The sequence below is a fragment of the Halanaerobium congolense genome (genome assembly GCF_004366375.1).
Classification (GTDB): domain Bacteria; phylum Bacillota; class Halanaerobiia; order Halanaerobiales; family Halanaerobiaceae; genus Halanaerobium; species Halanaerobium congolense.
The window spans coordinates 44,420-63,066 of sequence record NZ_SOEF01000017.1; the positions used below are offsets into that span (position 1 = coordinate 44,420).

An 18,647-nucleotide genomic window follows, 5' to 3' on the forward strand; every position below is an offset into this window, starting at 1 on the left:
AAAGAACATCTTAAATTAGGATTCGCGATCCTCTTCATCAAGTGTAAACAAGTCATCCATTTTTTTTGAAATGCTTTCTTCATCCATATCTTTTGCCAGTACCAACTCACTAATTAAAATTTGTCTGGCATTACTCAACATCTTTTTTTCACCTGTTGAAAGACCCTTTTCTCTATCTCTAATACTTAAATTTCTTACAACCTCTGCTACTTCAAAAATATCCCCAGTTTTTAGTTTTTCCTGATTAGCTCTAAAACGGCGATTCCAATTTTGTGACATTTTACTTTTTTCGCCATTTAATAATTCAAAAACTTCATCTGCTTTTTCTTCAGAAATAACATCACGAATTCCAATTTTATCAATTTTATCAACAGGAATCATAACTTTCATTTCCCCAATGGGAAGTTTCATAATATAGTATTCTTTTTTTTCATCTAAAATAGTCTTAGTCTCAATACCAACAATGGTTCCTGCACCATGATTAGGATAAACGACTTTATCACCAATTTTATACATCTTATCCACTCCTCTTTTATGAAAGCAATAAAAATCCACCTTATAATTATACCATTTTAAAAAGCTGCAGTCAATTTGCAGACTTTTCAGATTAAGCTTATCTTATAACGAAGTGTATTAAATATGTCTATCAAGTAAAACCTGATCTCGAAGACGCCTCAATCCATCCTTAATAGCCTGAGCTCTTACTTCTCCAATACCATCAACATCATCCAATTCATCAACTGAAGCTCTTATAATGGCCTGAAGATTTTCAAAATGTTCAACTAAATTTTCAATAACAGGCATCGGAAGTCTTGGTATTTTCCGCATAATTCGATAACCACGTGGTGAAACTGTTTCATCTAAAGCATTTAGACTACCGCTATAACCAAGAGCCTTGCTGATAGTATTTAAAGTTAATATCTCATCAGAAGACCAGTCAGTTAAATCCTCTAATACTTTTTCAGGATCAGAAATATCTTCTTCTAGTTCATCTGAAATATAATCTTCAATAAGTAAAATTCCTTCTTCTTTAACATTATTCACAAGTTCTTCCAACTGCATTTTAATCAATCTACCTTCAGACCCTAATTCCGAAATATATTTTTCTATTTCTCGTTGGATTTTTAAAACCATTTCAGTCCTTTGAATCACAGTAACAACATCTGATAATGTTACTAAATCTTCAAACTCTAAAGCACTTAAATTTGTAAGAGCTTGATCAAAAACTGATCTATATTTTTCAAGTGTTTGAATTGCTTGATTAGCTTTAACTAAAACCACTCTTATGTCTTCTAAAATATGTTTAGACTCACCCTTATAAATAGTAATGATAGACCTTCGTTGAGAAATAGCAATTACTAGTTCTCCGGTTTGTCGGGCCACTCTTTCTGCAGTTTTATGTCTTGTTCCAGTTTCAGTAGATTCAACTGTAGGATCAGGAATTAATTGGGCGTTTGCAAATAAAATATTTTCAGCATCCTGATCTAAAACAATTGCTCCATCCATTTTTGCAAGTTCATATAACCGTGCAGGTGAAAGAGAAGTTTCAATTTGAAAACCATCATTAACTAAATCCAAAACTTCTTCTTTATCGCTAACAACAATTAAACCTCCGGTTTGGGCTCTTAAAATATTTTCAAGTCCGTCTCTAAATACTGTGCCCGGAGCTAAAACTTTTAGAATATCCATAAGTTTTTCATCAATTTCTTCCACTGCTTCACCTCTTTCCTCATAATTTACTAATTAGTTTAAAATGATTTTTACAAATTCAGCTATATTCTTAACTGCATCAATCTTTATCTCTGGATCAAAGGCAATATTTTTAGCATTTGAAGCTGGTATAACAATTTTTTTAAATGATAATTTTTTCAATTCATTAATCCGCTTATCTATTTGACCAACTGCTCTGACTTCTCCACCCAGCCCAACTTCACCAATTACCGCTAAGTCATTATCTAATGAAATATCCTTATAGCTTGAGATAACTGCTGCTATAATAGCTAAATCAAGTCCAGGTTCCTCTACACTAATTCCACCGGTAATGTTTAAATTAACATCAAACTCTTTAAAATTTGCTCCTAAACGCTTTTCTAAAACAGCTAAAAGAAGTGAGAGTCTCTTATAATCAACACCCTTAGCCAGCCTCTGTGGTGAAGGAAAGGCAGCATCTGTTACCAATGATTGCACTTCTACTAAAAGAACACGACTTCCTTCTAAAGCTGGAGTTATTACTGAACCTGACACGTCGCCTGATCTTTCATTAATAAAAAAACTAGACGGATTTGCTACTTCTTCTATACCTTTTTCTTTCATTTCAAAAACACCAATTTCATTAGTTGAACCAAAACGGTTTTTCTTAGCCCGCAGCATTCTATACATATGGTAATTATCGCCTTCAAACTGCAGTACTGTATCGACTAAATGTTCCAAAACTCTTGGGCCAGCTAGCTCTCCCTCTTTGGTTACATGGCCAATTAAAACAACTGGTATTCCTGTTGTTTTAGCCAGTTTCACCAAGCGATTAGTTACTTCCTTGATTTGAGTTAAATTACCTGGAGCAGCATCTAACTCAGGAATGTGAACAGTCTGAATTGAATCTACAACAATTAGTGAATAACCTTGATTTTTAGAAATATGATTTTCTAAAACCATATAATCTCTTTCGTCTAAAATATTAAGATTTTCTTCCATGCAATCTAATCTTTCAGCTCTCATTTTGATTTGGGAAGCTGATTCTTCACCTGAAAGATACAGAGTTTTCCCATATTTTTTACTAAAAAGAGAAGCCACCTGAAGTATCAATGTTGATTTACCGATACCAGGGGCTCCACCAAGTAAGATTAGAGATCCAGAAACAATACCCCCACCGAGCACTCGGTCAAGTTCAGTTATATTTGTTTGAAGACGCTGACGCTTAACCGAAGAAATTTTAGTAATCGGCTGAGGTTCTTTACCTTCTCTATCTAAATCATATTTGTTTTTATTATTTGTTGATTTATCTTCAATAATTTCTTCAAAACTATCCCAGGAACCACAGTTAGAACATTTTCCCATCCAATTAACAGATTTATAACCGCATTCCTGACATAGATAATACTTTTTTGCTTTTGCCATTATCAATAGCTCCTACTTGTAAAATTTACTTATATTTATTTCTAATTATATCATTTTTTACAGCATTTTACAAGAGAGGCTAATTTACTAATATTACCTTAGCTAACTATAAAATCAAATTCATTGTCTTTAACATCTACTGTTATTTTTTTCTTTTCTTCAAATTCATGATCCAATATTTTTATTGATAATGGATTTTCAATTTGACGTTGAATTGTTCTTCGAAGCGGTCGAGCTCCAAACTCAGAATCATAACCATCTTCAGCTAATTTGGTTTTTGCAGATTCAGACATTTCCAATTCAATATCTTTTTCGTTTAATCTTTCTCTTAAATCATCAAGCATTAAATCTACAATTTTCTTGATATGCTCTTTATTTAAAGAGTGGAATACAATAATTTCGTCAAGTCGATTTAAAAATTCAGGTCTAAATGTTTTACGAAGCTGAGACATAACATTATCCTTCATCTTATCATAGTTTGCTTTCTCATCATTATCTGTTTTAAATCCAAGCTGAGATTGTTTTTCAATAAAGTCAGCTCCTACATTAGAAGTCATAATCACAATAGTATTTTTGAAATCAACTTTACGACCATGAGTATCAGTTAGTACACCATCTTCTAAAATTTGGAGCAGTACATTAAATACATCAGGATGTGCTTTTTCAATTTCATCAAATAAAATTACAGAATATGGTCTTCTGCGAACTGGCTCAGTTAACTGCCCACCTTCATCATGGCCCACATAGCCTGGAGGAGACCCTACTAATCTAGAAACTGAGTGTTTTTCCATATACTCTGACATATCAACTCTAATCATTGCATCTTCATCATTAAACATTGTTTCAGCAAGAGTTTTAGCTAGTTCTGTTTTACCAACACCAGTAGGTCCTAAGAAAATAAAAGAACCTATTGGACGTTTAGGATCTTTAAGTCCAGCTCTAGCTCTTCTAACAGCTTCAGCAACTGCGTTAATTGCTTCATCCTGGCCAATTACACGTTTATGAAGTTCTTCTTCCAAACGAAGCAGTCTCTCAGTTTCTGCTTCTTCCAATTTAGTCACTGGAATTCCAGTCCAGCTGGAAACAATTTCTGCTATATCTTCAGTAGTAACAACCGCTTCAGCTTTTCCCTTTTCGTCTTCCCAATTATTTTTCAATTCTTCCAATTCTTTTTTAAGTGATTTTTCTCGATCTCTCATTCTAGCTGCTTTTTCAAATTCCTGATTTTTAACAGCTGCTTCTTTTTCTTTTTCAGCTTCTTCTAATTTTTGACTTAACTCTTTAAATTCAGGCGGCCTTGTACTATTGCTCAATCTAACTTTAGATGCTGCCTCATCAATTAAATCAATTGCTTTATCAGGTAAAAATCGATCTGAAATATATCTATGGGATAATACAACAGCATCTTCAATTGCCTGATCAGTAATTTTAACCTTATGATGTGCTTCATAAGGATCTCGTAAGCCCTTTAGAATATCAATAGCTTCTTCTGTTGAATTTTCTTCTACAAGAACTGATTGAAAGCGTCTCTCCAAAGCTGCATCTTTTTCTATATATTTTCGATATTCATCTAATGTAGTAGCTCCAATTGCCTGCAGTTCTCCTCTTGCAAGAGCGGGCTTTAAAATATTAGCTGCATCTATTGCACCTTCAGCAGCACCAGCTCCAACCAGAGTATGCATTTCATCTATAAATAATATGATATCTCCACTTTCAATAATTTCATTTATTACAGCTTTTAAACGCTGTTCAAATTCTCCCCTATATTTTGAACCAGCTACTAAAGAACTTAAATCAAGTGAAACAACTCTTTTGTTTAATAATAATTCAGGTACATTCTCACTTATTATCATTTGTGCTAATCCTTCAATAATTGCTGTTTTACCAACACCTGGTTCCCCTATTAAAACTGGATTATTTTTAGTTCTGCGGCTTAAAACCTGAATCACCCTATTAATTTCTTTGTCACGTCCAATAACAGGGTCTAACTTATTTTCGCGTGCCATTTCAGTTAAATCACGACTATATTCATCTAAATTTTTAGTTTTTCTACTTGAAGATTTAGATTTTTTCTTAATAGAACTTTTCCCTCCAAGCAAATCAATAACTTCTTCTTTAATATTGCTAATATCGCTATTTAAGTCCATCAAAATTCTAACTGCAACACCTTCTCCTTCTCTAATCAATCCCAGCAGAAGATGTTCTGTTCCTATATAATTATGACCCATTTTTCTAGCTTCATCCATAGCTAAATTTAATACCTTTTTACTTCTTGGTGTTAATCCAATAGAACCTTTTACTTCGTTTTGACCTTCACCAATCATATCTATGATTTTACTTTCAATTACTTCTTTACTAATACCATTATCAATCAATGAACGAGCAGCTATTCCCTGACCTTCAGCAATCAAACCATAGAGTATATGCTCTGTTCCAACATAGCTGTGTTTGAGTTTCAAAGCTTCTTGTTCAGCAATGCTTAATACCTTCCTAGCTCTTTCAGTAAATTTTGCAAACATTATTTTCACTCCCTATTTAATTCATTTCTAATAATTTTAGCTCTTTTTATATTTAAATCTTTTGATTCTAGTTCCTTTTCAGAATTGTATAAAAGATGTGCTTTTTTTATTCTAAACAGCAGTTTAGAAAAGAGATTATGATCAAGTTTTTCCTCAATTAAATTTGTATCCTGACCAAATTTAATTATTGATAAATATTTCAATGCCTCAGATTCATCCAAAGAATAAGCATATTTTAAAACTCCTAATGATCTTAGAACATTATCTTTTAAATTTAAGAAATTATTTCTAAGCAAATATTTTCTGCTTTTTCGCTCTTCAGTTATTATTTGTTTTATAACGCTTTCTAATTTCTCCATAATTTCTACTTCAGTAAATCCCAAGGTTATTTGATTTGAAATCTGAAAAAGCTCAGCTACACTATTGCTTCCCTCACCAGAAACTCCTCTTACTGTTAGACCAAGTTTTCCTACAGCTCCTAAAATATTATCAATTCTCCCACTCAAAACTAATGCAGGTAAATGGCACATTACTGAAGCTCTTAATGCAGTTCCTACATTTGTTGGACAGCTGGTTAAATAACCCCATTTTTTTGAAAAAGCATATTCTAATTTTTCTTCCAACTGATCATCAAGATGATTTATTTCATCCCAGATATTATTAAATTCAAAACCAGGTTTCAAAATTTGAATCCTCAAATGATCCTCTTCATTAATCATTATTGAGATGTTATTCTTATTATTTAAAAACAATGCCTTAGCTTCAGGATTTTGAACATGATTATTACTAATAAGATATTCTTCATGTAAAACGTTTCTTTCTACAACACTTAAATTATTCATTAAATAAAAATCATAACTTTGATCAGTTAAAAAACATAGTTTATCTTTTAAGTTATTAATCAACTTATTTTTTTCTTGAAAATTGCTTCTGTTAGGAAATTTATATTCTTTTAAATTTCTGGCTAATCGAATTCTAGAACTTAGAACAACATCTTTTTCTTTTCCATTTTTTATTTGCCAGTCATTGATAACATTATTTTTCATCATTATCTGCCTCCATGTCTTCTTTAACAGCATGGATTTTATCTCTAATTTCGGCAGCATGTTCAAAGTTTTCCTGCTCAACAGCTTTTTGCATTTCTTCTTTGAGTTTTGTAATTTCAGATTCTATTTCTGATTTTTGCAAAAAAGATTCAGGCTGTTTTCCAGTGTGTTGAATATTACCATGAATTCTTTTTAAAAGAGGACTTAGCTTATCTGCAAAAGTTTGATAGCATTTTTGACAGCCAAAAAAACCTTTCTCAGTAAACTCCCGGTAGCTCAAACCACAATTTTTACAGACTAGATTCTTTGATTGACTATTATTGAGTGTTGGAGAGTTTTTATCAGAAAAATTTTGATTTAAAATTCCTGATAACAAACTTTGAAAACTTAAGTTATCATCGGGATTGAATTTACTGCTTTTTCGTGCACACTCTTCACACAAATGAATTTCCTCTTTCTCCCCATTTATAATTCTAGTTAAATGGACTGATGCTTCTTTTTTTCCACATCTTTCACAGATCATTTCTAGTCCTCCTTAACTTTAAAAATAACTTCTAACATATTTTTTAATATTCTTGCTCTTAAATAGTCACGCTCCGGCAGAGAAATATTTAAAACATTTCGATGAACTGCTCTTTCCATTAAATAAGATTCTCTTTCAGAAATCAGTTCATTATCATATAATCTTTTAATAATCCCATGTGCTTCCCTTTGAGTCACAGTATGATCTAATTTATTAATTACTTTTTGAATAACTTCTTTATCAGAATCAAGACTCACCCTAATTATTCTGATGAAGCCACCTCCACCTCGCTGGCTTTCGACAACATAACCTTTTTCTACAGTAAACCTTGTATCTAAAACATAATTTATTTGGGAAGGAGCACAATCAAAATTTTCAGCTAATTGATTTCTTTTAATCTTTACCTTGCCTTGGTATTTAGAAATCTGTCTCCTTAAATACCTTTCTATTTGATCAGACAAACTGGACATACTCTCCCCTCCTAACTTTGACTTATTTTGACCTTTAACATTATAATACTAATATTTACACAAAATTGCAAGTAAATTATGACACAAAAAAACATTCACCTAAAGTGAATGCATTAAATAATTATATTCTCAACTTTCAGCGTTAAAGATCATTAATGATCTTTTGATATAACACTGTGTGTCTAATTTGTTGATTAATTGTGGTTTCTTTAATATCTTTGTCCATAGTATATGCTCCTTATTTTTTGGGGGTTGGACAAAGATTATCCTAATCCTAATTATAATTATAAGTATTTTTCTATTTTAAGCAAGTATTTTTGCTAAAAATAGAACTTGATTTTTTTAAATATTTTTATAAAATATTTCAGTTTTATATTTCAATTCATTTTTGTCTCTAAGTTCTTCCAGTAAATTTTTTACAAAATCCTCAAGATCATAATCATCTAGTTCTTTTAAAGAAATCCATTCATAAACATCAGCTTCATCATTTAACTTAACCTCATAGAAATCCGTTTTACAGATATAATCAATAAAAATAAAATGCTTTTGCCTGCCAAAACTTTTATCATAAATACTTTCTTTAAGACTTAATAACTCAATATCATATATTTCAAGGCCTGTTTCTTCTTTAACCTCTCTAACTAATGCCTCTTCCATTTTCTCTCCTGATTCAATATGTCCACCTGGAATTATGTATTTAGAATTCCACTTTGTAGAACGACAAATTAAAACTTTGTTTTCAGGATTAAAAATTACTGCTCCAACAACTGTCTCGGGATATTTCATAATTCCATCTCCATTCTTTGAAAATGCACTTTACAGCTTATGCTAAACTTTCTGCAGCATGATATGAACTTCTTGCAAAAGGCTCAGATACTACAGATTTAAAGCCCAAAGACTCTCCTATAGTTTTATATTCTGCAAATAATTCAGGAGTAATAAATTCTTTGACTTCAAGATGAAGTTTGGATGGACTAAGATACTGTCCAATAGTAAGTATGTCAACATCTTTTTTTCTTAAATCTTTCATTACCTCAATTACTTCTTCCTTTTTCTCACCCAAACCTACCATTATACCCGATTTTGTATAAAGCTCAGCCTTAAGAAATTTCATTTTATCGAGCACAAATAATGACTGCTTATAATCTGCTTCTGGTCGGACACTACCGTAAAGACGGGGAACTGTTTCTATATTATGATTAAATACTTCAAAATCAGCTGCTGCCAATTTTTTTAAAATCTCTATTTCACCCTGAAAATCAGGTGTTAATAGTTCAATTTTTATTTCTGCTGATATCATATTTATTTCTTTAACAACCTCTATAAATTGATTTACCCCTCCTTCTTTAAGATCATCTCTAGTTACTGATGTAATTACTACATATCTTAAATTGAGTTTTTTTACAGCTTCAGCAACATTAATTGGTTCCTGAGGATCTACCTTTTCCGGTCTGCTTGAATTAACTGCACAAAAACGACAATTTCTAGTACAGTTTTTACCCAAGATCATAAATGTTGCAGTATTATTGACAAAGCATTCTCCCTGATTCGGACACTTTGCACTCTGGCAGACTGTATTTAAATTTAAATCTTTTAAAACTTCTTCAACCTGCATCCATTTATCCTGGGCTGGAAGTCTCCTCTTAAGCCATTCAGGAAATTTACTTTTCATGATTTAACACCTCGATTTCAAAAACTTCAGCAAAATACTTAATTATTTTTTCTGCCACTTCTTCTTTTTCTATTTCATATCCCAGCAGTTTTTTTAAAGAAGTTACTCCTTTATCTTTAATACCACAGGGAATTATATAAGAAAAATGCTCTAAATTAGGATTAATATTAAAGGCAAAACCATGATAAGTTATCCAGCGCCTTACTCCCACTCCAATAGCGGTAATCTTTTCGTTTCCAACCCAGACTCCTGTTAAACCACTGATCCTTTGAGCTTCAATATTATAGTCTTTTAGAAATCTGATAAAAACTTCCTCATAAGATCTGAGAAGCCAGTGCAAATCCTGCTTATGTTCTTTAAGGTTTAAAATTGGATAGCCGACAATCTGTCCGGGGCCGTGATAGGTAATATCTCCACCTCTATTGCTTTCAATGACTTCAATCCCTTTTTGGCTGAGATAATCACTACTTACAACCAGATTATCTCTTGAGCCGCTGGTGCCAATTGTTAAAACAGGTGGATGTTCGACTAAAAGCAGGGTATCATTTATTGCATTTTTTAATCTTTTATCACGCAATTCTAACTGCAGCTGATAAGCTTTTTTATAATCTATACTATCATATCTAATAATATCCAGTTTGGCCGCCATAGTTTACCCTCTTTTCAGATACATATTATTTAAAATCAATTTTGATCACTTTGAAATTTTATAGACTTTTTTATCAGCTGCTGAAATGAATAGCAGAGCTGGTTAAATCTAATGCAGCTTCATGTATTGTTTCAGCTGTTGTCGGGTGGGCGTGAATAGTTTCTGCAAGCTGATCAGCAGTTAAACCAAGATTTACTGCCAGAGTTAATTCGGCAATTAAATCACTGGCTGCAAGACCTATTACTGCTGCTCCAATAATTTTATTACTTCCTTTTTCAGCAATAATCTTAACCTTACCGTTTCTTTCACCCATGGCCAGTACTTTACCATTAGCAGCAAAAGGAAAACTCCCCACTTTATAATCTATACCCTGTTCTTTAGCCTCATCTTCACTTAAACCTACTGTCCCAATTTCAGGAGAGCTAAAGATTGCGCCGGGAACTGCATGATAGCTCATTTTCTTATCTTTTCCCATAATATTTTCTACAGCTATTACTCCCTGATGTGAAGCAACATGGGCCAAGAGAACTTTATCTGTTACATCTCCTACAGCATAAATTCCATCAACATTAGTCTGCATTTTTTTATTTACTTTAACCGCCTTACGCCTCTCAGTAATTTCAACTCCAGCATTTTCTAAATTTAAACCTTGATGATAAGGTTTTCTTCCTACAGCCATTAATATTTTTTCAGCTTTAACAGATTTCTCCTTATCTTTATTTAAATATATTACTTCATAACCATCAGAAGAATTTTTTATTTCTTTAACTTCAGAAGAAGTTTTAACATTAATTTTTCGGCGCTTAGCTGAACGTAATAATTCCTTAGCAATCTCAGAATCAACTCCACTAACCAGCTGCTCTAAATATTCAACTACAGTTACCTCTACTCCAAAGCTGCTGAAGATAAAAGCAAATTCCATACCGATAATTCCACCACCTATAATTACCATTGATTCAGGTAGTTCTTTTAAATCTAAAACTTCTCTGCTGTCTAGAATACCATCCAAATCTGCCCCAGGAATTGGTAATTCAGCAGCTTTAGATCCTGTTGCTATGATGATATTTTCTGCTTCTATTTCTTCTGTTTTATCTTCATTTTCAATTTTAAGTTTTTTGGAATCAATAAATGAAGCCCTACCCTCTAATTTTACTACATTATTTTGTTTAAGTAAATAATCTATTCCACCAACAAGCCTCTTTACTATTTGATCTTTTCTTTTAACTACAGCAGGAAAATTAACTTCTGCATTTTCTACTTCAAGACCAAAACTTTTAGCATTTTTTATGTCTGAAAAAAGCTCAGCTGAGCGTACAAAAGCTTTAGTAGGTATACATCCCCAATTTAAACAGGTTCCTCCCAGCATTTCTTTTTCTATCAATACCGTTTTTTTGCCATAATATCCAGCTCTTAAAGCTGCAACATAACCTCCTGGTCCACTACCAATTATTGCAATTTGATATTTATTCTCACCCATTTTTTCAACTCCTATAATATTATTTTCCTAAAAAACTATAATATATAATTCCAGTTCTTTTAAAAATAATGCCTCACTTATTAATCTAGAGGTGAGGCACTTTTTTTGGATTAACTGCAGGTTTAATATATCATTAAACTCATACTAATTCAAAAACATAAATATGGGTTTTCTATATAATCTGCCAGTATCTGCACAAATTTAGCTGCTGTTGCTCCATCAATTGCTCTGTGATCAACTCCAAGAGTGAGGTTCACAACTTTTTTACTATTAACCTTATTATCTGAATTCAGATATAATTTTTCTTTTATTGTTCCAACTGCTAAAATTGCAGACTGGGGAGGATTTAGAATAGCAGTAAATTCATCAATCCCAAACATGCCCAGATTTGTAATTGTAAATGTTCCACCCTGCATTTCATCAGGACTTAACTTGTTTTCCTTTGTTCTTGAGATTAAATCTTTACTTTTTACTGCCAGTTCCTCTAAGCTTAAAGTATCTGCCTGTTCTACTACAGGTACTAATAAACCATCTTCAACAGCCACAGCCAGACCTAGATTAATATTTTCAGCCACTTCAAATTCTCCTGAATTTTTTTCTATAGAATTAATTTTTTTATAGCTTTTAATAGCTCTTGCTGTAATAAATGATATAATATCATTTAAAGACACATTATTATCTCTAGCTTTAAATGTTTCTTTAAGATTAATTAATGCATCTGCATTTGCTTCTTTTTTTAAATAAATATGAGGTGCTTTCCAGCTTTCTGTTAATCTTTCTCCAATTATTTTGCGCATTGATGAACTTCCTTTTTTCTCAGCTGGAGCAGTTTCTCCTTTTTCAAGATATTCTTCTATATCAGAAACACTAATAGTATCTTTGCCTGCAAATGCTGCAACATCATTTAAGTCTATATCATTATCAGCAGCAAATTTTCTAGTTTTTGGTGCAGCCATTACTTTTCCAGAAGAAGGTTTTTTCTTTTTTGCTGGAGCTTTTGGCTTAGTTTCTTCTTTTTCTTCTTTTTCTTCTTCAGCTGCTGCTTTTATTTCAGCATCACCTTCTTCATAACCGACTAATTTAGCTACTGGAGTTTTAACCTTTACTGTTTCTCCTTCATTAACTAAAATCTCCAGTATTTCACCAGATGTAGTAGCTTCTACATCATTAGTTAGTTTTTCTGTTTCAACAGAATAAATTATATCACCCTGCTCAAATGAATCACCTTCACCTATATACCATTCAATGATTGTTCCCTTTTCCATTGTTAATCCTAATTTTGGCATTAGTAGTACGTTTGCCATTAATTCTCCTCCTCTTTTTCAACACTTCCAACAATCAGTGCTCCTCTTTTTGGAAAACGCTTTTTAAATTCATGTTCTAAATCTTTAAACCAGTCGAAATCTTTTTTTTCTCTAAAATATGGAGGAACAAAAAGTGTTGATTCTATTTTATATTTTCCAAAATCACTTAATAAATCTTCTATCTCTTCCCAGCTGTAAAATTTACCCTGAGAAAAAATTGAATCTTTTTCAAGAGCTTCTGCAATTCTTTTATATGCCCATGTACTTTTACTGTTTAAAACACCGATTACCATTTTCCCACCGGGAGTAAGTATTCTCCACATTTCATTAAGTACTTTATCAACTTCTTCACCAGGTTCAAAAAATTCTAACATAGAATTTGAATAAACTATATCAAAATAATTATCATCAAAAGGCAATCCATCCAGTACATCACCTTGAATAAAATCAATATCCAATTCCTTTTCAGCAGCTATTTTCTTTCCGGCTTCAAGCATACCTTCTGTGATATCAAATCCTACAGTTTCTTCTGTATTAACAGAAAATTTTCTTAGAAAGAATCCTGTTCCACAGCCTACTTCAATTATCTTTTTCCCACTGGTATCACCAATATGGTCTGATAAACAACTATACTCATTTTCGCCCACATAGCTGCCTCGAGCAGTTTGGTACCAGTCAGCATATTTTTCGGATAATTTATCTAAATCCAATTACAACACCTCCAGCATTTTTTTGCTGTCAGCAAGTTTTAGTGCCTGCTTGTAATCTAAAAAACGGGCATCAGCATGGCTTAACTGCATTGTTACCTTCTCATCTTTTTTGATTATCAGTTCTCTTTCTCCATCTAAAGCAATTATTCTTTTTTTAACTGGTAATTCTACTATCTCTTCCTGTTCTACCTTTCTCCAATCTTCTACCCCAATCTCTCTAATTACACCCGGTGCAATTGCAGCTCTAACTTTCTGATTCGGTTCTCCGACTTTTAAGAATACCCCACCATCTTCATTTACTTTTACCTCTGTTAAGCGCCCGGGTATTGATACCATACCGATATCATAAGATGTACTTCTTGTAACAAATATCTCTTCAAGTAAATCTGTATGCCAGAGGGCTCTACTTCCTATATATGATTCATTGACAACAACAGCATCTATTAAAGCTAAGTCCTCAATTTTTCCATCTTTGATAACATATATACATTTAATAGGTTCTGTAACCTTTTCTTTTTCTTCATTACTAAATTTAGTAAATAATCCTGCTGCAAGACCTAACATCGTGCTCTCGGCCATGATCGGAAAAACATTATTTGTTCCTGTTGAAAGAGATAAAATTGGTGTATTTGTTAGAGCTTTTACTACCACTCTATTTGTTCCATCTCCTCCTAAAACAATAATAATATCTACATTTTTTTCTTCCATTAAAACAGCTGCATTAAAAGAGTCTTCTGCAGTACCTGTAACTGTCATTCCTAAAATCTCCACATCCAATTTAAAGTTTTCTTTTTCTTCACCCCAGAGTCCATTTACTGCTTCATTACCTATTCCAAATGAATCGGGCATGATATAGACTCTGTCCAGATTAAGAGTATTTAAAGCCAGCAGTATACGCCTAACAATATTAACTTTTTCTGCATTATCAAAAACAGAACCATGTGCTACCAACCTCCGGATATCTCTTCCGGAGGCTGGATTAGCAATGATTCCAACTGATTTGATATCTTCAGCCAAATTAAAACATCTCTCTAACAGCATCAGCAATTTTTTTAGGATTAGGTAGATATGCCTGTTCTAGTACACTGCTGAAAGGTACTGGTGCATCTGGAGCACAGACCCTTTTGATTGGCTGTTCTAAATAAAATAATCCTCCTTCTGCAACTTCTGCTGCTATTTCTGAAGCAAATGAACCTCTTTTAGTTTCTTCAGAAGCAATCAGAAGTTTACCAGTTTTCTCTACAGATTTCATAATCATATCAATATCTAAAGGAACTAAGGTTCTTGGATCAATTACTTCTACATCTATTCCTTCTTCAGCTAACTGTTCGGCTGCTTCAAGAGCATGACTTACCTCAATACCAGTAGCTACAATTGTTACGTCACTACCTTCTCTTTTAATTTCACCTTTGCCAAGTGGAACTATATAGTCATCTTCTTCTGGAACATCCCCTACGTGATTATAAAGAATTTTATGCTCAAAGAACATAACTGGATCTTCATCACGTATTGCAGCTTTCAAAAGTCCTTTCGCATCAGCTGGATTAGATGGATAAACAACTTTTAGACCAGGTACATGTGTAACCCAGGCTTCTGTTCTTTCCGAGTGCTGTGCTGCAGCACCAATACCGGCTCCATCAGGAATTCTAAGTACCATAGGTACATGGGCCTGTCCACCAGTCATATAACACATTTTTGCTGCCTGGTTAAAAATTTCATCCATTGCTACACCTAAGAAACCAGCAAACATTATTTCTGCAACTGGACGGCTTCCTGTCATTGCCGCACCAACAGCACTACCAACAATTGCAGTTTCAGTGATAGGTGTATCTCTTACTCTATCTTCTCCAAATTTTTCTACTAAATCACCAGTAACACCAAAACAACCTCCAAATACACCAACATCTTCTCCCATAACAAATACTGAGCTATCTCTATTCATTTCTTCTTCCATTGCTAATCTTAAAGCTTCAGCATAACTTAATTTTTTCATTATTCAGCACCCCCATAATAAACATCTGTTGTGACTTCTGAAACATCTGGTTCAGGGCTGTCCTGTACAAACTGGAGTGCTTCATCAATCTGCCCTTTAACCTTATCTCTTAATTCCTTATAACCTTCATCATCGAGTATTTCTTGATCTTTAAGAACTTTAACAAATCTATCTATTGGATCTTTTTTCTTCCACTGTTCTAATTCTTCATCTGGTCTATATACAGTTGGGTCTCCTTCAAAGTGACCTCTCCATCTATATGTTTTACATTCTACAAGACTGGGGCCTCCATTAGCTCTAGCTTTTTTAACTGCTTCAATGACCGCTTCTCTAACTGCCATTACATCATTACCATCAACTGTAACACCAGAAATACCATAAGCAACAGCACGATCGGATACATCTTTTATGTTTTGACCTTTTCTACCATCTGCTCGATACTGCGGCATTGAAATACCATACATATTATTTTCACAAACAAAAACAACAGGAAGATTCCAGACTGAAGCTAAATTTATTGCTTCATGGAAAGTACCTCTATTTGAAGCTCCATCACCAAAGAAACAGATTGTAACTGATTCTTTTCCAAGAATCTGGGCTGAAATGCCTGAACCTGCAGCTATTGGAAGACCAGCACCAACAATACCATTAGCACCTAAAATACCAAGACTCACATCAGCAATGTGCATTGAGCCACCTTTACCTTTGTTATAGCCAGTAGCTTTACCAAAGATTTCTGCCATAGTTTTCTTGATGTCTCCACCTCTAGCTAATAAGTGACCGTGTCCACGGTGAGTACTTGTTATATAGTCTTCTTCTTTTAAAGCACTACATGCTCCAACACCAACAGCTTCTTCACCGAGATATAAGTGTACAAAACCTGGAATTTCACCTTCTGCAAAATGCTTCTGTACAGTTGTCTCAAATTCACGAATAACTAACATTTTTTCTAATAATCCAACTAATTCTTCATTACTTTCCTTCAATTGTATCCCTCCTTATAGAATTTTTAAAAACTGAAGTGGAAAAACTCACCCCTCTCTGTGTTTTAATTAAAAAAAATTTAAGCTTTCATAATATTTAAAATGCATTTATAATACCAAAAGAACAAAAAATATAAAAAATAATTAAAATAATTTTTAAATGCCAGTATATCAGTAATCATAAAAAAATTGTTGCAAAATAATAATAGTAATTTTTACCATTATTTTTGTGAGATATTTATTTTTTGTTTTATTATGACACATTTAAATTCTTACCACTACTCTAATATTATGCTATAACAGTGTTCAAAGAATAAATGTATCATTTTAGAACAGTTATATAACTGTTCTAAAATGATACATTTATAAATATTATATGATATTTTTATAGAAAATTTCAGTTTATTGTGTTAAAATAATAATATATAGAAAATTGCGAAAAATAATTTAATTATTTATGAGGTGAGATAATTGCTAATTGAAAATAAAGCTGTTAAAAATGAATGGGAGAAGTTTGTCAAAGATAATGATATAGATAAAAACAATGTTAGAGACATGATTATTAAGTCCTGGCAGAGATGTAAAGAATATAATGTTGATCCCTACATGGGTAAAGGAGATCTTGTTCCTGATAATAAATTGGATAGAATAAAAAAACAGAATAAACAGCTTATTGAAACAGCTGAACCTTTTATGAAAGAGCTTGCTGAATTAGTAAAAGATTCACATATTGTTGTAGTTTTGACTAATGCAAAAGGCTTGATTTTAGAGACTCTCGGTGATGAAAAGATAATGAATAATGCTAATCAACTAAAATTTATTCCAGGTTCTTACTGGTCTGAAGAAAAAGTAGGGACAAATGCCATTGGCTCAGCAATAGAAATAGATAAACCTCTGCAGGTTAATGGCTGTGAACATTACTGCAAACAACATCATACCTGGACCTGTTCTGCTGCACCTATTCATAACCCTGAGGGAGAATTGATCGGTATATTAGATATGTCTGGCCCTTTTAAAAGAGCCCACCCTCATACTTTAGGCATGGTTGTAGCTGCTGCAAAATCTGTTGAAAATCAGATTTCATTGATTGAAAAAAACAAAGAACTTCGCATCGCAAATAAATTTTCTTCAGCTGTATTTAATTCTATGTCAGAAGGTATAATTTCTATAGATAAATTCGGAAAGGTTATTTGGATTAATAAAGCAGCATCAAAAATGTTTGAAATTGATAGAGAATCTGCCAAAGAAAAGGATATTAAGGATGTAATTGGTGAACAACCAACAGTAGAAAAAATGCTCTCTAATCATCAGCCTTTTAATGATGAAGATATTTCAGTTTATAGGAATAAAGAAAGACTATATTTAAATGCTTCGGCGAGAATTCTTTTAAATAAGACTGGTATTGCAGATGGTTATATTATCATTCTAAGAAAAATGAAAGCGGTAAAAAAAATGGTAAACAGAATGGCAGGTTCTGAAGCAAGATTTTGTTTTGGAGATATTATTGGAGAAAATAGATATTTAAAAAAAGTGAAAGACCTTGGTAGAAGAATAAGCAAAAGTGATGCTACAGTTTTAATTGAAGGAGAAAGTGGAACAGGAAAAGAAATGATGGCTCAGGCAATTCATAATGAAAGTTTGCGCAGAGAAAGAGTCTTTTTAAGTATAAATTGTGCCGCAATTCCTCAAAATTTATTAGAAAGTGAATTATTTGGTTATGAGGGAGGTAGTTTTACTGGAGCAAGAAAAAAGGGAAGACCAGGTAAATTCGAGCTTGCTTCTGGAGGCACACTGCTTTTAGATGAAATTGGAGAAATGCCATTAAATATGCAGGCAAGTCTCTTAAGAGTACTGCAGGAAAAAGAAATTAATAGAATAGGTGGTTTAGAACCGATACCTATTGATGTAAGAATATTGGCTTCAACTAATAAAGATTTAGAAGAAGAAGTTAGGAAAGGTAATTTTAGAAAAGATCTTTTCTTCAGATTAAACACTGTGAAAATAAAAATGCCTGTTTTAAGTAAAAGGCTTGATGATATTGAAAAATTAGTTGAACATTTCATATTTATTTTAAATCAGAAGAGCAATCAAAAGGTAACGTCAAGTATTTTGTGTAAATAAATTAATATCTTTCTTCAAATAGTTGAATTAGTTTTTCTCGAGCAGCTAAAAATCCTTTTAATCTTC

General features: G+C 32.7%; 17 protein-coding genes. 1 reads left to right on the forward strand and 16 read right to left on the reverse strand.

Annotated features, from left to right (window positions below; all coding sequences use genetic code 11):
• Window positions 1-15 precede the first annotated feature (15 nt).
• From C7954_RS07470 to C7954_RS07545, 16 genes are all read right to left on the reverse strand, one after another.
• Complete coding sequence (locus tag C7954_RS07470; RefSeq protein WP_073159874.1) at window positions 16-516, reverse strand: CarD family transcriptional regulator; 501 nt, start codon at window positions 514-516, stop codon at window positions 16-18.
• A gap of 117 nt (window positions 517-633) precedes the next feature.
• Window positions 634-1,713, reverse strand: coding sequence for a DNA integrity scanning diadenylate cyclase DisA (gene disA / locus C7954_RS07475; protein WP_073159876.1), 1,080 nt, complete (start codon window positions 1,711-1,713; stop codon window positions 634-636).
• 30 nt (window positions 1,714-1,743) lie between these two features.
• On the reverse strand, window positions 1,744-3,114 hold the full coding sequence (gene radA / locus C7954_RS07480; RefSeq protein ID WP_134059295.1) for a DNA repair protein RadA: 1,371 nt from the start codon (window positions 3,112-3,114) through the stop codon (window positions 1,744-1,746).
• A 98-nt stretch (window positions 3,115-3,212) separates the two neighbouring features.
• Window positions 3,213-5,633: an ATP-dependent Clp protease ATP-binding subunit gene (locus C7954_RS07485; protein WP_073159880.1), complete on the reverse strand. Its 2,421-nt coding sequence runs from the start codon at window positions 5,631-5,633 to the stop codon at window positions 3,213-3,215.
• A gap of 5 nt (window positions 5,634-5,638) precedes the next feature.
• Window positions 5,639-6,682: a protein arginine kinase gene (locus tag C7954_RS07490; RefSeq protein WP_234971172.1), complete on the reverse strand. Its 1,044-nt coding sequence runs from the start codon at window positions 6,680-6,682 to the stop codon at window positions 5,639-5,641.
• Window positions 6,669-7,202 carry a UvrB/UvrC motif-containing protein gene (locus C7954_RS07495; RefSeq protein WP_089717563.1) on the reverse strand — a complete coding sequence of 178 codons (534 nt, stop codon included), beginning with the start codon at window positions 7,200-7,202 and terminating at the stop codon, window positions 6,669-6,671. Before C7954_RS07495 ends, C7954_RS07490 begins: the two co-directional genes overlap by 14 nt.
• Before the next feature lie 2 nt (window positions 7,203-7,204).
• Window positions 7,205-7,672, reverse strand: coding sequence for a CtsR family transcriptional regulator (locus C7954_RS07500; protein WP_089717565.1), 468 nt, complete (start codon window positions 7,670-7,672; stop codon window positions 7,205-7,207).
• Window positions 7,673-8,014: 342 nt separating this feature from the next.
• Window positions 8,015-8,458, reverse strand: a complete 444-nt coding sequence (locus tag C7954_RS07505) for an NUDIX domain-containing protein (protein ID WP_089655123.1) — start codon at window positions 8,456-8,458, stop codon at window positions 8,015-8,017.
• Window positions 8,459-8,495: 37 nt separating this feature from the next.
• A complete protein-coding gene (gene lipA / locus C7954_RS07510) occupies window positions 8,496-9,344 on the reverse strand; it encodes a lipoyl synthase (RefSeq protein ID WP_073159889.1) in 849 nt (282 codons plus the stop codon).
• Window positions 9,334-9,993 (reverse strand): lipoyl(octanoyl) transferase LipB, encoded by a 660-nt coding sequence (gene lipB, locus C7954_RS07515; protein ID WP_073159891.1) that lies wholly within the window; start codon window positions 9,991-9,993, stop codon window positions 9,334-9,336. Before lipB ends, lipA begins: the two co-directional genes overlap by 11 nt.
• Before the next feature lie 73 nt (window positions 9,994-10,066).
• Window positions 10,067-11,470 (reverse strand): dihydrolipoyl dehydrogenase, encoded by a 1,404-nt coding sequence (gene lpdA / locus C7954_RS07520; protein WP_134059298.1) that lies wholly within the window; start codon window positions 11,468-11,470, stop codon window positions 10,067-10,069.
• Between the two features lie 149 nt (window positions 11,471-11,619).
• Complete coding sequence (locus C7954_RS07525) at window positions 11,620-12,774, reverse strand: dihydrolipoamide acetyltransferase family protein (protein ID WP_089717571.1); 1,155 nt, start codon at window positions 12,772-12,774, stop codon at window positions 11,620-11,622.
• The gene (locus tag C7954_RS07530) at window positions 12,774-13,484 is read right to left on the reverse strand and encodes a class I SAM-dependent methyltransferase (RefSeq protein WP_089717573.1); all 711 of its coding nucleotides are present in this window, start codon (window positions 13,482-13,484) and stop codon (window positions 12,774-12,776) included. Before C7954_RS07530 ends, C7954_RS07525 begins: the two co-directional genes overlap by 1 nt.
• Window positions 13,485-14,501 carry an ATP-NAD kinase family protein gene (locus C7954_RS07535; RefSeq protein WP_166667695.1) on the reverse strand — a complete coding sequence of 339 codons (1,017 nt, stop codon included), beginning with the start codon at window positions 14,499-14,501 and terminating at the stop codon, window positions 13,485-13,487.
• A gap of 1 nt (window position 14,502) precedes the next feature.
• Complete coding sequence (locus C7954_RS07540; protein WP_089717577.1) at window positions 14,503-15,477, reverse strand: alpha-ketoacid dehydrogenase subunit beta; 975 nt, start codon at window positions 15,475-15,477, stop codon at window positions 14,503-14,505.
• Window positions 15,477-16,463 carry a thiamine pyrophosphate-dependent dehydrogenase E1 component subunit alpha gene (locus C7954_RS07545; protein ID WP_089717579.1) on the reverse strand — a complete coding sequence of 329 codons (987 nt, stop codon included), beginning with the start codon at window positions 16,461-16,463 and terminating at the stop codon, window positions 15,477-15,479. The genes C7954_RS07540 and C7954_RS07545 overlap by 1 nt, the downstream gene beginning before the upstream one ends.
• Before the next feature lie 468 nt (window positions 16,464-16,931).
• On the opposite strand from C7954_RS07545, the gene C7954_RS07550 reads away from it, so the two are divergent.
• Window positions 16,932-18,581: a sigma-54-dependent Fis family transcriptional regulator gene (locus C7954_RS07550; protein WP_134059301.1), complete on the forward strand. Its 1,650-nt coding sequence runs from the start codon at window positions 16,932-16,934 to the stop codon at window positions 18,579-18,581.
• Window positions 18,582-18,647 lie beyond the last annotated feature (66 nt).